The sequence below is a fragment of the Enterococcus sp. 9E7_DIV0242 genome, from assembly GCF_002140975.2.
Classification (GTDB): Bacteria; Bacillota; Bacilli; order Lactobacillales; family Enterococcaceae; genus Enterococcus_L; species Enterococcus_L clewellii.
In genome coordinates, this window is the sequence record NZ_CP147247.1 from 2,135,803 (window position 1) to 2,150,190 (window position 14,388).

14 protein-coding genes are annotated in these 14,388 nt (G+C 36.7%); 2 read left to right on the forward strand and 12 right to left on the reverse strand.

From position 1 onward, the window contains the following. Positions 1-10: 10 nt before the first annotated feature. The 11 genes from A5888_RS10195 to A5888_RS10245 all read right to left on the reverse strand — a co-directional run bounded on the left by A5888_RS10195 (position 11) and on the right by A5888_RS10245 (position 10,390). A complete protein-coding gene (locus A5888_RS10195; protein WP_339102059.1) occupies positions 11-1,222 on the reverse strand; it encodes a glycosyltransferase family 4 protein in 1,212 nt (403 codons plus the stop codon). After that, entirely contained in the window at positions 1,219-2,190 is a 972-nt protein-coding gene (locus A5888_RS10200; RefSeq protein WP_339102060.1) for an ATP-grasp domain-containing protein, read from the reverse strand. Before A5888_RS10200 ends, A5888_RS10195 begins: the two co-directional genes overlap by 4 nt. A gap of 108 nt (positions 2,191-2,298) precedes the next feature. Further along, positions 2,299-2,814 carry a GNAT family protein gene (locus A5888_RS10205; RefSeq protein ID WP_339102061.1) on the reverse strand — a complete coding sequence of 172 codons (516 nt, stop codon included), beginning with the start codon at positions 2,812-2,814 and terminating at the stop codon, positions 2,299-2,301. Next, positions 2,807-3,421: a sugar transferase gene (locus tag A5888_RS10210; protein WP_422389738.1), complete on the reverse strand. Its 615-nt coding sequence runs from the start codon at positions 3,419-3,421 to the stop codon at positions 2,807-2,809. Before A5888_RS10210 ends, A5888_RS10205 begins: the two co-directional genes overlap by 8 nt. Beyond that, positions 3,418-4,530 carry a DegT/DnrJ/EryC1/StrS family aminotransferase gene (locus A5888_RS10215; protein WP_086349810.1) on the reverse strand — a complete coding sequence of 371 codons (1,113 nt, stop codon included), beginning with the start codon at positions 4,528-4,530 and terminating at the stop codon, positions 3,418-3,420. Before A5888_RS10215 ends, A5888_RS10210 begins: the two co-directional genes overlap by 4 nt. Positions 4,531-4,544: 14 nt before the next feature. Further along, entirely contained in the window at positions 4,545-6,338 is a 1,794-nt protein-coding gene (locus tag A5888_RS10220; protein ID WP_086349809.1) for a polysaccharide biosynthesis protein, read from the reverse strand. A gap of 17 nt (positions 6,339-6,355) precedes the next feature. After that, the gene (locus A5888_RS10225; protein WP_086349807.1) at positions 6,356-7,120 is read right to left on the reverse strand and encodes a tyrosine-protein phosphatase; all 765 of its coding nucleotides are present in this window, start codon (positions 7,118-7,120) and stop codon (positions 6,356-6,358) included. Between the two features lie 20 nt (positions 7,121-7,140). After that, positions 7,141-7,833, reverse strand: a complete 693-nt coding sequence (locus A5888_RS10230) for a CpsD/CapB family tyrosine-protein kinase (RefSeq protein ID WP_086349806.1) — start codon at positions 7,831-7,833, stop codon at positions 7,141-7,143. 12 nt (positions 7,834-7,845) lie between these two features. Continuing rightward, positions 7,846-8,643, reverse strand: a complete 798-nt coding sequence (locus tag A5888_RS10235) for a YveK family protein (RefSeq protein ID WP_086349805.1) — start codon at positions 8,641-8,643, stop codon at positions 7,846-7,848. Between the two features lie 62 nt (positions 8,644-8,705). Next, the gene (dapF, locus tag A5888_RS10240; RefSeq protein ID WP_086349804.1) at positions 8,706-9,680 is read right to left on the reverse strand and encodes a diaminopimelate epimerase; all 975 of its coding nucleotides are present in this window, start codon (positions 9,678-9,680) and stop codon (positions 8,706-8,708) included. Positions 9,681-9,781: 101 nt separating this feature from the next. Continuing rightward, complete coding sequence (locus tag A5888_RS10245) at positions 9,782-10,390, reverse strand: superoxide dismutase (RefSeq protein WP_086349803.1); 609 nt, start codon at positions 10,388-10,390, stop codon at positions 9,782-9,784. 569 nt (positions 10,391-10,959) lie between these two features. On the opposite strand from A5888_RS10245, the gene ispG reads away from it, so the two are divergent. Both ispG and A5888_RS10255 read left to right on the forward strand, forming a co-directional pair. After that, on the forward strand, positions 10,960-12,051 hold the full coding sequence (gene ispG, locus A5888_RS10250) for a flavodoxin-dependent (E)-4-hydroxy-3-methylbut-2-enyl-diphosphate synthase (RefSeq protein WP_086349802.1): 1,092 nt from the start codon (positions 10,960-10,962) through the stop codon (positions 12,049-12,051). A gap of 199 nt (positions 12,052-12,250) precedes the next feature. Next, positions 12,251-13,213 carry a phosphoglycerate dehydrogenase gene (locus tag A5888_RS10255; RefSeq protein ID WP_086349801.1) on the forward strand — a complete coding sequence of 321 codons (963 nt, stop codon included), beginning with the start codon at positions 12,251-12,253 and terminating at the stop codon, positions 13,211-13,213. A 60-nt stretch (positions 13,214-13,273) separates the two neighbouring features. Here the strand turns inward: A5888_RS10255 and A5888_RS10260 are convergent, their stop codons facing one another. Further along, positions 13,274-14,206 (reverse strand): glycosyltransferase family 2 protein, encoded by a 933-nt coding sequence (locus A5888_RS10260; protein ID WP_086349800.1) that lies wholly within the window; start codon positions 14,204-14,206, stop codon positions 13,274-13,276. Positions 14,207-14,388 lie beyond the last annotated feature (182 nt).

Here is a 14,388-nt window from a genome sequence, read left to right on the forward strand (position 1 = left end):
TTTTTCCTCTCTATTCCATATTAAAGTGATTTAGTATAATTTCTGATGCTATTCTTACATCATAATTCTCTTTTAGAAAGCTGTAAGAATATGATGAATTTTCTTTTCTAACTTTAGGATCAAGCAATTTTTCTATATTTATTTTAAACTTTTCAGAATCCCGTGTGTTACTCCAAAATCCCAACTGATTCTCCTCCAATAGGTACTGAAGGTCACAATTGTCATCAGTCGCTGCTATAACAGGCAACGAAGCTTGAAGGTATGTAAGAAAACGCGAAGGGAAATTTGGAATAGTAAAATCTGGATTCAAAAAAATCATACCGACATCTACCGTTGAGACTAACTGATTATATTCTTCTTTAGGTAGGGAACTGATTAACAACGTATTGCTTAATCCCAACTCATCAATACCGATTTTCAAATTATTGTACTCGGTTCCTGATCCGACAATAACAAAAAATGCTTCTTTAAAATTGCATTCAGCTATATTAGAGAGTAAATATTCTATTCCCTGAGGTTTACCTAGGTTTCCTCCATAGATAAATACTACGCTGTTTTCAGGTATCCCATATTTTTTTCGAATTTCTGATTTTTTGTTTTCCTCTGAACGAATTTCAAAAGGAGAAATTGAATTTGCACATATTTCTACTTTTTGGGGATCAATCTCATTATTGGATAAAATGAAATTCACATTATTTTTGGTCATGCATCCAATATAATCTGAAATTTCATATAGCCGTTTTTCTTTTCTGAAAAAGTATCTTAAGATGATTGATTTTAACCCTGTAGGTTCTAATATTTTCAAATCTACAGCATTCTGAGGAAAAATATCTTTTAATAGTAAATACGTTTTAGCCTTGTCCCTTTTTTTAATGTATCTAATTACTTTTTCCAACGTAATAGGCGGTGTAGAATATAAAATTAAATCAAAGGTAACATCTGCAAAATATTTTTTTACTCCTTTGATATATTGTTTTTCAATCAACAACGTACTTATACCTTTTTCAATCATATTAGTTTTAGTAATATTACCAACTTTAAGTTTCAAGATATATGAATCTTCATCTGTAATAAGCCTGTCCGCTTCATTATTCCGTTTCTCTATTGGCGAAACAACATAAATATTATTTCCTTTTTCTCGCAGACTATTTAAAAGGTCTACATATAGCCCTTGATCCTCAAAAGAATTTATATTCGACAAGGTCAAAAATAGAATATTCATTTATCTAACCTCTTTATTATTACATCATTGTACTTCATCATAAATATATTCTCTTCATAGTTTCCTAATTCTGCAGTATTTACGTTCCCTTGAAGATTTATTTTTATGTATTCAATAAAATTCACACCACATTCATAGGCATGGGGGTAACCTCCACCAAATCTAGGGTTTACTTCTGAAATATAATAAAAACCATCTTTTTCGAATACATCGATATCTATTACACCTTTATAATCGCTCTTTTCTATAAAATCGATTATAAAATTTTCCAACTCAACATTTCGTATGGAAACTGACTTGTCTGTTTCACCAGCACGCATTTTAATTTTTTTCTTTATGAAAAGAGAAATCAGTTCTCCTGAAAGAAGATCAATATAGGCATCTACACCATATTCATTTCCATCCATAAATTCCTGTACAATCGTCAATTCTTTATTATCTGTAAATACATCAGCAAGCACTTTTTCTGATTCAATAATGGATATACCTAAACTGGCACTTCCCATCCTAGGTTTGACAAACAGTGGAAAAGTCACTTTATTTTTTTTCAGATCATTAGAAACAGATTGAAATGAATCATACGTTCTTGGCGTTCTTATACCCAAACTATCAAGATGGTTGAACATCGCCAGTTTATCAAGACATCTGTCTACAACTTCTTTCGGAGAGATTAAAATTTTGCACCCTATTGCTTCAAATAACTGTTTATTTTCTGAAATCAAACTAATCTCAGGATCAATAAGTGTTAGGATAAGACTTATTGATTCTTTTTTACAAATAGATAGAATTTCTTTAATATAATTTCCTTCTGTTATTTTTGGTACAACATAGTGACTATCCGCTTCATATAATGCCGGCGCCAATTCACTGGAATCTGTAGCAATTATCTTACCAACTCCTGAAAATCCCTCTTTAAAATAACGCACTAATTTATTTCTTGTTCCACAACTTAGAATTAGTATATTCATTTCCAGCCACTTTCTTACTCGTTCTATTTTTGTTCAATTCGTACATTCATCGTCACTCAGATACTTGTACATCTTACGTGAATTACTAATAATTTTAATTTTGTTTTTTCACAAAAACTTTTCTCGAATTTCTAAATCAAAATAATTGTTATCTATTAATCTATGTTTCATCTTTGTACCCACAAGTTTGTAGCCATTTTTTTCCCAAAATTGAACTGCAACTTCATTCGCTTTAACTACATCCAAATTGATTTTCCTCAAATTAAGATAATTTTTGGCATAATTTTCAATATCTTTAAGTGCTCTACTGGCTATTCCTTTCCCTTGGAAAATTTTTTCTCCTATATAGATTCCAATTTCACAAGTTCTATGAACAAAATTCATGTTATATAGACCGATAACTCCAACTGATACTAAATCATTTTCTTGCTCTACCTCAATCATAAAACGTTGATTCTCCATAGTATGCAGAATCAACGCCTCCATATGTTTTTCTAAATCGTATCTAGATTGAGGTCTATATCCACCACCTAAATATTTAAAAATTTCTTTATCGTTTTTCCACTGATATAATTTTTCTACATCATTCAATTCAAAAGGTCTAATACTAACTTTATCACTCATCTTTTTTTTCCTTTTCCAAGTAAATATTTTCAGATTTAAGAACCCGTAATATTGTCCAATATATTATTTTTAAATCCATTATAAAGGATAGGTTATCTATATACTGTATATCTAAAACTATTCTTTCATCCCAAGTAACGGAATTTCTCACAGTACACTGAGCAAGTCCTGTTATACCTGGACGAATAATAAATCTTTTTTTAGCCCACTCTGGATAACTTCCATATCCTTCATAAGGAAAATAATGTACAGGTGGTCGTGGTCCAACTAAAGACATATCACCTTTTAAAATATTAAAAAGTTGTGGTAATTCATCTAAACTGGTCTTTCTTAAAAAATTACCTACTTTAGTAATCCGACTATCTGAATCAGATTTAATTTTGAGCCCATCTCCGATATATTCTGCATTCATACACATCGTACGAAATTTAATTATCCTGAATTCTTTCCCATTTTTCCCAAGTCTAGTTTGATAAAATAATACTGAACCACGGGATTCGAATTTTATAAAAAGAGATACGACTAAAAGCAAAGGAGAAATGCATATTAACCCTAAAAAGGATATCACAATATCAAAAAGACGTTTTATTACCAATTTGTAAATCAATCCAAACACTTCCTTATGATTTCTACCACTCTTTCTAAATCGCTTGTTGTCATTTTGGTATCAGACGGAAGGCATATGCCTTTTTCAAATAAAATCTGGGCTACATTTGAACCAAAGTAATCAAATTCTTTAAATACTGGTTGCATATGCATTGGCTTCCATACAGGTCTTGCTTCAATATTTTCCTTTTCTAACATTTCCATAATTCTATCTGGAGAAACTTCTTTTGATAAAATTACACTTAGCCAAAAATTAGGTTTATTCCAAGAATTACTTGGCATAAAAGATATGGAGGAATATTCAGTCAACTGATTTTTATAATAATCCTGTATATATCTTTTTTTTGAGACTCTGTCTTCTAAAATTTTTAGTTGGCCCCTCCCAATTCCTGCCAGCACATTGCTCATTCGATAATTATAACCAATTTCACTATGCTGATAATGTTTAGCTATATCTCTTGATTGAGTCGCCCAAAATCGAACTTTTTCAATTCTTTCAACGCTATTAGAAACCAACATACCTCCTCCAGAAGTCGTAATAATCTTATTTCCATTGAAGGAGTAAATACCGTATTGTCCAAATGTTCCAGTGTAGCGACCTTTATAAGTTGTTCCCAGAGATTCTGCAGCGTCCTCAATTAACGGTACATTATACTCCTCACAGATAGACATAATTTCATCTAGTTTCGCTGATAATCCATATAAATGAACAACAATTACTGCCTTTGCATTAGGATATTTTTGAAGTGCTTTTCTCAATTCTTTCGGATCCATATTCCATGTTTCAAGATCACTATCAACAAAAACAGGTGTCGCTTCTTGGTATATAATAGGATTGACTGTAGCTGAAAAAGTTAACGTTTGACATATGACAACATCTCCCCTACCAACTCCAATCGCCTTCAAAGCCATATGAATGGCAGCGGTTCCTGATGACAAAGCTGCAGCACTTTCAATTCCTACATAACTAGCAAACTCCTTTTCAAAATTATCAACATTTGGCCCTAACGGAGCAACCCAATTAGTATCAAACGCCTCTTTTACATATTTTTCTTCATATCCCTGTTCACTCATGTGAGGGGATGAAAGAAATATTCTTTCTTTAGTCATCACTTAACTCCCCTTTACCTACTTGAATCATTCGCAAACCGAACCAGTTCCTGACTCAGCTCGTCAGTATCTTCTGGTAGTTGTTCAATAAAACCCATCACATCTTCTAAGCAAAATCCATTCACACTACCAATAAAAATCTTATCAAATACTTGTTCCGTATTCTTTTCTTTACTTACTAGCAACTCTTCATAGAGTTTTTCTCCTGGTCGAATCCCTGTTTCAACAATCGCTATTTCACCTTCTTGGTAACCACATAACTGAATCATATTCTTAGCCAAGTCATAAATCCTAACCGGTTCTCCCATATCCAAAATAAAGATTTCTCCACCTCGGGCAAGAGCACCGGCCTGAATAACGAGACGACTGGCTTCTGGGATCGTCATGAAATAGCGTGTCATTCGGAAATCTGTAATTGTTACTGGTCCACCTTTTCGGATTTGCTCTTCAAAGACAGGAATCACGCTACCACGGCTTCCTAATACATTACCGAAACGAACTGCACAGAATCGAGTCTTTCCTTCTTCATTCATGCCAGTAACGATCATCTCAGCAATACGTTTTGTCGCTCCCATTACATTCGGAGGATTTACTGCTTTATCTGTAGAGATCATCACGAAGCTTTCGACATTTTGCTCTTTTGCCGCTTCTGCCACATTTTTTGTACCAAACACATTATTTTTTACTGCTTCTTCCGGATTATATTCCATCAGCGGGACATGCTTATGCGCCGCGGCATGATACACAATATTTGGTTGGTATTTTTTCATGATCTCAACGATTCGTTCCTTATCTTGTATATCTGCAATGATCGGAACGATTTCAGTTACTTTATCCCCATACTTCTCATTCAATTCTCTATGAATCAAATAAATGGAATTTTCTCCGTGACCAACTAGAAGCAGTTGCTTTGGATTAAAACGAATCAATTGACGGCAAATTTCTGAACCTATCGACCCTCCGGCACCCGTTACCAAAATCACTTTATTCGTCAACTGATCCTTCAACTGGCTGACATCCAGACGCACTTCTTTTCTACCTAATAAATCAACTACATCGATTGGTTTCAAACGAGAAAGTGTAATATTTCCGGAAGCAACCTCTTCTAATGCCGGCATAGCTGTTACAGGAACTCCTAAAGGAGTAATAACATCTAGCATTCGTTGCAATTCTTCTTTTTTCAATGAAGGAATAGCAACAGTCAGCATCTCGATGCCATGCTCTTCAACAAGCTTCGGAATCTGTTGGGTGTTTCCCAGTACCTTTATGCCACCTAGGTACATTCTTTGCTTATCTGGTGCATCATCCACAAAACCAACGACCCGAATATCACTTGTTGTAGAGGTACTCAAGCTTGAGAGCAAGATACGACCAGCTTCGCCTGCACCAATGATCAATGTTTTCTTAGCCTTAACATGGCCATACCGTTTTCCGTTACGCCACTCCACAATCAAGCGCCAGACCAAACGACTTGATATGATTATAAATGTTGTCAACAAGTAGGTCAGTAATAAGAACCGCCGGCTACCTGAAAGCAAAATGAGCCCTTCAAGAAGCACTGTAATACTTGTAGCTGAAAAAATGGCTACCATTTCTCTCAAATTAGTAAAACGATTGATTCGTGTAAATATTTTAAAAATAAACCCAAAAACTATGTAAAACACTAATTGTAGCATTGTTGTTTGAAACACAAAATTTGTTGAAACATGAATATATGGAACCATATAAAAATAAGAAAATACATTCGCTCCGATGATGATGATAGAATCCAACATCAAGAGCACAAATAATTTTTGTCTCCTTGACATACCACTAGCCACTCTTTCTAAAACAATCGGAATTTCTTCCTTTTAACTTCCTTAAATTGCAAAATCTCTGTTTCATCCCCATTCAATATATCTCTTGCACAGTATTCCAATGCAGTTGCTTTTCTTTTCCCATGATCTTGTATGATCGCATCAAATGCTCGCTTCATAAAGAAATTCCGTCGTTTGACATTATGCGCATCAGAAGCAATCATATGAACCAAATTACATGCGACTAATTCTTTCGCTGTTGCTTCAATTTCTTTGCCGAAAACCCCTACATAACTTGGTGCTGTTACCTGTGCCAAAGCCCCAAACTCAATAAATGGAATCAAACGATTCGGGTCATCAATAAACCCTTGATTTCTTTCCGGATGCACAATAATTGGTCGATGACCGCGTTGCACTAAATTGAACAACAGTTGCTCTGCATAAGACGGAATCTCTTCAAAAGGAAATTCGATCAGGATATACCTATTGTTTAAATCCGCAAACAGAATCTCTCCGGTTTCAATTTTTTCTAACAAGTCCTCACTGATTCGAACTTCCTGACCTTCATACAAACTCAAAGGAATATTTCTTCTATCCAACTCATCTTGTAGCTTTTGCACTTTCAAGATGACTTCTGCCGCTGGATTGCTATATCTGCCGTTATTATGATGAGGTGTACAAAGAATATGTTCGATTCCCTGAGCTGCTGCTGTTTCTGCCATTAAAATGGCATCTTCCAAGCTTTGAGCCCCATCATCGACATTCGGTAAAATATGACAATGTAAATCGATCATGTCCATCCTCCACACATTAATTACCCGTAATAATAATTTTGATCTATAAGGTTTTTAGCCCCGTTGTATACGACACCAAGAACGTTCGCCCCAACATACTCAAGCAAACTTTTCGCTTTTTTCAATGATTCTCTTTTCGAAACACCTTCACGAACAACTAGAATCGTTCCATTGACCTTTGAAGAGAGTATCTGTGCGTCCGTCACAGTTACCACTGGCGGCATGTCAAAGATAATCATATCGTATCTTTTACCCAATTCTTCAATCAGTCGCTCCATACGTTGCGAACCTAGCAATTCGGAAGGGTTGGGCGGCTTAGGGCCACTTGTCAAAATACTTAAGTTATCCACCCCGGAATCTTGAATGGTCTGATCTAAATATGTTTGCCTATTTCCAAGAATACTGCTTAAGCCATTTGCATTTGAAAGGTTAAAGGTCTTAGCTACAGTTGGTTTCCTTAAATCGGCATCAACAAGCAACACTCTTTTGCCTGAGTTGGCAAAAACAATCGCCAAGTTTGCTGCAGTCGTTGATTTTCCTTCTCCAGGACCTGATGAAGTGATGACCAATGTACGCAAATCGTAATCGACCATGGAATATTGTATATTTGTACGAATCGTCCGATATTGTTCAGAAACTGGTGAAGCTTTATCTGCTAAAGTAATTAGGCTAACACCTTTTTCGCTGTCTTGATTTTTCAAATATTTTGCCATTCTTTTTCTCCTCTATACTCTTGTTCTATTCCGTCGCATAGGTCCTTGCCCATCATCTGGATTACCTTCCCCATGATGTTCGGTACCCATCGATGATTCATTGGACGGCCGAGTAATTTTCACATTTAGCTCCTTAGCAGTCATATTAGGCACTGCGCCAAGAACTGGCAACTCCAACTCTTCAGAAATGAACTCTTCACTTTTCAGTGATCGGTCAAACATCTCTAACACAAATGCAAATAAAATACCTACCATCAGACCAAAAACAAGACCAATAGCTAAATTTAGTTTATTATTCGGAGATACAGGCGTCATATTTGCCGAAGCATTTGAAATGACAGTAATTTTGTCTATACTAAGTGTCTGCTGTGCCGTTTCCTGAAAAATTGCCGTCGTCTTATTCGCGATCCGTTCAGATAAAATCGGATCTGTTGTTGTTGAGCTGATTGAAAACATCTGTGAATTTTGAGATTGAGTAACCGCTAAGCTACTACGTAAATCTCCCATACTAATCTCTTGTTCATATTCATCCCTCATTCGTTGCTGTACTTCACTCAAAACTGTATCACTAGTAATCAAATCCTTATACGTATTGATCATTTGTAAGTTTGCATTGATATCATTAACATTTGCTGCTTCACTTTGCGGTAATTTAACGATCAGCTGCGACTGAGAGCTGTATTTCGGCGTAATAACAAAAAAAGTCAACACCCCTGCAGCACTGATTCCAAGAATCAAACAAAAAACCAATAGCGCAAACCGTTTCTTCAAAATACTCACTATATCCTGTAAACCAATTGTCTCTTCCATGGTTCCCTCCTGATACCATTTACTATCTATTATACTACTTTTCACTTAACGTTAGCAAAACGTCACAACTGTTGCTTCAAAAATTCCTTGTACTCCCTCTGTTCCTCTGTTTCATGAATTGAAAGTTCTGAAAAATCCCCATTGACTAGCGAATCTAACGATCCCTTAATAAGATGTGTTACGGTCGCATTCCCAATCAACTCCATCCAATAGCCGCCATCATTTGTTTCATGAACAACGGTTTGCACAAATCCTCCCACATTACGAACGGTGATTTTTTCATAAAATTGTTTTGTATGTAACAAGGTATAGAGCAAACTGCTCGCACACATAGCCGTTCCACAAGCACTGGTTAAACCAACGCCACGTTCAAATGTACGGACAAACAACTCATTCCTATTTAAAATTTCAACAAAGCTGACATTGATTCCATCAGGAAAAATTGGATTTTCTCCATTGACATACGTAGCGATTCGCTCTAATTCTCCATCCATCAATCCATCATGATCAACAAAGGCAATCAAATGTGGATTTGGCACAGAGACAACCGAAAACTCCAGTGTATCTGAAAGAGCCGGAATTCGTTCATTAATGATGGTTTGCTGTACACTATTCATTGGTACCGTTTCTTTGTCAAAGCTGACCGGTGAAATCTCGACCTGATAGGCCGATACCTTATCAGAAAAATCTGTGGTTTTCCCTACTTTTAAATCAGCAAACATTGTTTCAACAGAAAAAAAAGCTTCATTATATTTTTCAAATAAATATCTTGCTACTGTGCGTAATCCATTGCCACACATACTAGCCTCAGTTCCGTCACTGTTTATCACACGCATTTTTGCAAGACTGGTCCCCTTACTCGCTTGCTCCACAAGTAGGATTCCATCGGCACCACCCAATAATCCAGACTGACGATTACATAGATTTTTTCTTAATAATTCAATTGCTGCTTGAGTCAGTGGCTCAGCAAGCAGTGTCTCATCTAAGATAAAAAAATCATTCTCAGAACCATGCACTTTCTGTAACTCAATTTCCATTTTAATAAGCCTCCCACCCATTGACACTCTAAGTACTAGTATGCCATAAAAAAAAAGAAGAGAACAGTTATTTTTACTGAACCCCTCTTTATTTATACAAATTATTTAGCTTTGTTGAAATATTCATTAACAGCAGTCCAGTTAACCACATTCCAGAACGCAGAAATATAGTCTGGACGAACATTTTTATATTTCAAGTAATACGCATGTTCCCATACATCAAGGCCTAAAACCGGTGTTTTCCCTTCCATTAATGGAGAATCTTGATTTGCAGTTGAAGTGACTTCAAGTTTGCCATTGTTCACAACTAACCAAGCCCAGCCTGAACCAAAACGGCCAGTTGCAGCTGTTTTGAATTCTTCTTTAAGGTTGTCAAAGCTTCCAAAAGTTTCGTCGATCGCTGCTTTAATTTCACCAGTTGGTTCTCCACCAGCATCTGGTCCCATAATTCCCCAGAAAAATGTGTGATTGGCATGTCCGCCACCATTGTTTCTAACTGCTGTGCGGATGTCTTCTGGAATGCTATCCATATCAGCAATCAGCTCTTCTACTGTTTTTTCACCAAGCTCAGGATGTTTCTCAATTGCTGCGTTTAAATTTGTCACGTAAGTGTTATGATGTTTGTCGTGGTGCAAATGCATTGTTTCTGAGTCAATGTAAGGTTCTAATGCGTCATAAGCATAAGGTAAATCTGGTAATGTGTAAGTCATTGTACGTCTCCTCCAAAATTGTGTTTTAAATTCTATACATCTATAAGAATACCAAATTTAAAGCAAACCTACAAAATAATTGCCTGTAACTTTCACATCATGCCCCCATTCTTTTCTCCTCCGATTCTTTCTATGTTCACAGTAATACCGCACATACTATGATTTTCGATTTCACTCGGTACTTAGCATAATTTTAAACATTTTTTTGGTTCTTCTTGTTGTAGAATGTGGTAGTATAGGTTATTGAGCATTGAGACTGAATAACCACCTAGACATGAATGACTAATCTAAATGAATCAAATGGGCAATTTCTGACTAACAGAAGCGGCTTTTATCCGGTTTCAACGGGCTGACACATACTAATGTCACAATCCCATACAAACAGATTCTTTGTACTTTTGTGCTTTACTGACTTAGAAGCACTTCCTGTAACACTATTATTAAAACGTCCTCACTCAGAAGCTGTGGTACTATTTTTCTACCTATCGTTTCTTCCTATTTTAAACAGAAGAGATCACAGCTCTCAAAACAGTGAATTTTGGACCTAATCACAAAGGAGAGAACTATCCATGAGCACGATGACCCATCGAAAAGATACTCGCCCTGTAAATGTAGGCGGACTGACCATCGGCGGAAGCAATGAGCTATTTATTCAAAGTATGTGTACAACCAAAACACATCATGTAGAAGAAACTGTCGCTCAGATCCTTGAACTGGAAGAAGCCGGTTGCCAGATTGTTCGTGTTGCCGTTCCAGATGAAGAGGCAGCAAACGCATTAGGCGCAATCAAAGAAAAAATCCATATCCCTTTAGTTGCGGATATTCACTTTGACTATCGTTTGGCTTTAAAGGCGATCGAACAAGGTGTAGATAAAATAAGAATCAACCCAGGAAATATCGGTCGAAAAGACCGTGTGGAAAAAGTAGTTACAGCTTGTAAAGAAAAAGGAATTCCCATCCGAATTGGTGTAAATGCCGGTTCACTGGAAAAGAAATTTTTGCAGCAATATGGCTATCCTACCGCTGAAGCGATGGTAGCTAGCGCCATGGAGCATATAAAAATTCTTGAAGATCTAGATTTTTACGATATCATCGTTTCTTTAAAAGCAAGTGACGTCAATTTAGCTATCGAAGCTTATTCTTTAGCAGCGGAAAGCTTTAACTACCCGCTACATTTAGGAATCACTGAAGCTGGAACGAAATTCTCCGGCGGGATTAAATCTGCCGCTGGTTTAGGTGCCTTGCTCTCAAGAGGAATCGGTAATACCTGCCGTGTTTCTCTATCTGCAGACCCTGTCGAAGAAATCAAAGTGGCTAGAGAGGTATTAAAAGCCTTCGGTTTGGCCAGTAATGCTGCTTCATTGATTTCTTGTCCTACATGTGGCCGAATAGAAATCGATTTGATCCCAATCGCAAATGAAATTGAGGAATACATCGAAAAAATCAAAGCACCTATCAAAGTAGCTGTCCTAGGTTGTGCTGTCAATGGACCTGGCGAAGCCAGAGAAGCAGATATCGGCATTGCCGGAGGTCAAGGAAAAGGAATGCTCTTCAAAAAGGGCAAAATCATCCGCACCGTTCCGGAAGAAATCATGGTTGATGAACTGAAAAAAGAAGTGGACCTTTTGGCGGCAGCTTATGCCAGAGGCGAAGAAATTTAACTTGCAGAATGAGCCTTGTTTTTATTACAGGGCTCATTCTTTTTTGTTTTCACTCTTTTTTTGATACAATTAATAGGATGAGCTTTCTCACAACTTGATTTTGTTCCTATCTATTGTATTAAATATATTAAATTGTAGGAAAAGTCAGGTCGATAAGAAGATGGACTTATTTATTGAGTCAGAAAAAGGAGGCCCTACCGTGTCAAAACCAATTATTTTATTAAAAGAAAAATTTAAGCCTGATCAAATCGATCGAATCAAAGCCGCTGCCGAAGAGTACCAAATTATTGATACCCATGATTCGGCTGTTTCCTATCAAGAAGAGGATATTCAGATTATGCTAGGTTGGGATAAAGAACTCGGACCACGCTTATTGAACAACCCAAACAGCAAACTGAAATGGGTTCAATCTATCTCCGCTGGCGTGGATTCTTACGATCTATCTGCCTTTGAAGAACGAAACATCCTACTTTCAAACGGCAGTGGTATTCATACAATTTCCATCTCAGAACATGTCTTAGGTGTGCTTTTAGCAAGATACAGAGGTCTCCTGCAGGCCGCCACTGTTCAACAAGATAAGCAATGGAAAGATGCTTCTGTTGATTACCGTCAACTTTCTGGACAAAGTATGCTGATTGTGGGGACTGGTAACATTGGACAGCAACTGGCTTCCTTTGCTCAAGGATTAAAAATTCGAACGTATGGTATCAATTCGAGCGGACATCCGTCACCTGGCTTCTTAGAATGCTATTCCCAGAAAAACATGAATCGAATCATCAAAGATATGGATATCGTCGTGAACATCCTTCCGTTAACCGAAGCGACATACTATTTGTACAATGAAGAAATGTTTCAATCAATGAAAGAAAACAGCATTTTCATTAATGTCGGACGAGGACGTTCTGTTAAAACGGACGACTTGGTCCAAGCACTTGAAAATGGTCCAATTGCTTTTGCGGCATTAGATGTCTTTGAAGAAGAGCCTTTACCGAAGGATTCTCCTTTGTGGACGATGGAAAACGTTCTGATTACACCACATATTTCCGGTATGACTGATGGATTCAAAGAAAAACTCTTAGCGATTTTCCTTACGAATCTTGCTTCCTTCATCAATGAAGGCACCCTTAAACAAAATCAAGTGAACCTTGAAAGAGGTTATTAACCAAACAATAGGGACAGCGCCTAAGCGCTGTCCCTATTGTTTGGTAGTATTCTTATCTAATCAGACGTTATCTTTCTCAGTCTCTTTTATTAGGTAAACCGGTCGATTTTTGGTTTCCATAAATATTTTCCCAATGTATTTTCCGATAATTCCCAAGCATAGCAGCTGCAAACCGCCTACAAAAAGAAAAATGACGACCATCGAAGGCCACCCGCTTGTCGGATCTCCATACATGAATGTTCTAAAAAGAATGACCAACATAGCAAGCACTGAACCCACACAGGATAAGGCACCTACATAAGAAGCAAAATTTAATGGGGCTTCTGAAAAGTTAATGATGCCATCCAACGAATAACTGAATAAGCTCCAAAATGACCATGAAGTCTCTCCGGCAACGCGCTCTCTGTTTTCATAAGAAAGGTATTTCGTATTAAATCCTACCCAACTAAAAATCCCTTTAGAAAATCGATTATACTCTGTTAATTCGAGGATACTGTCAACCATCTGTCTCGTCATCAAACGAAAATCTCTCGCACCGTCTACCATCTCTGTTTCGCCGATCTTGTTAATCAGCCTATAGAACATTCGTGCAAAGAAACTACGAATCGCAGGTTCCCCATCCCGAGTTGTTCTTCTAGTTCCGACACAATCGAAATCCTCTGTCTCGATAATCTCAATCATCTGCGGAAGCAGATCAGGAGGATCTTGTAAATCAGCATCCATTACAGTGACTAATTCACCTGAGGCTGCTTGAAGTCCGGCATATAACCCGGCTTCCTTCCCAAAATTTCTTGAAAATGATAAGTACCTTACTTTATCAGGATGTTGTTTATGTAAATCGCGTAAACAAGAAAGTGTATTATCCTTTGAGCCATCATTGACAAACACATACTCCACGTCATGCTTAATTAGCTGGCTGATTTTTTCTACCTCGTTAAAAAAAATGGGAATAGATTCCTCTTCATTGTAACAAGGAACGACAATCGATAGCATGTTTCCTTTTCCTCCTATGCATAAATCTGTGTATCTATTATAACACACAGTAAAATTGAAATCTCTCGAAAATTAAATAACAATCGTACGGTTAAATTATAGTTAAAATATAAAAAAAACGTTCTTAATATTAGCTATTTATACTGATTTTTTATATATAAAAAAACATTTTTATATCATTT